This window comes from Veronia pacifica, assembly GCF_001707825.1.
GTDB classification, from domain to species: domain Bacteria; phylum Pseudomonadota; class Gammaproteobacteria; order Enterobacterales; family Vibrionaceae; genus Veronia; species Veronia pacifica.
On the sequence record NZ_LYBM01000125.1, the window covers coordinates 1 to 516 of the forward strand.

The window sequence follows — 516 nt, forward strand, 5'->3', positions numbered from 1 at the left end:
TTCTCGGTAGCCGTCACCAATGTGGTCGACGGCAGTAACAACAGCGTCTTTGAAAACCTCAACCTCAGCGCCGCCACCGTCAACACCACGATCGTGATGATGGGCTCAGTACGGTCGGGGTCACCCTCAGTGCAGATAAAGAGGAAGTCACTGAGGGCGGGTCTGTCACCTATACCGTTGACCTCACCCATGTCGCCCCTCCCGGCAGCATCGTCACGTTTGAATATACCCTCACCGATGCCACCGGGGCTGATATTGTCCAGCAGGCCTCTGCCGTAGTCGACAGTTCCGGCATGACCGCCAGGCTGGTGATTGATACCGTCGACGATGTACTGAAAGAGAACAACGAAGGGTTCTCAGTGGCTGTCACCAATGTGGTCGACGGCAGTAACAACAGCGTCTTTGAGAACCTCAACCTGGACAGCGCCACCGTCAACACCATAATTGTGGATGATGGGCTCAGTACGGTCGGAGTCACGCTCAGTGCGGATAAAAATGAGGTCACTGAAGGTGAGT

General features: G+C 55.4%; 2 protein-coding genes. Both read left to right on the forward strand.

Annotated elements, in window-relative coordinates; genetic code table 11:
* Positions 1-279: hypothetical protein (locus tag A8L45_RS24880; protein WP_175402087.1), on the forward strand; the 279-nt coding region annotated here is incomplete at its 5' end.
* Positions 280-293: 14 nt separating this feature from the next.
* On the forward strand, positions 294-516 hold a 223-nt coding region (locus A8L45_RS23415; protein ID WP_139122473.1), incomplete at its 3' end, for a hypothetical protein.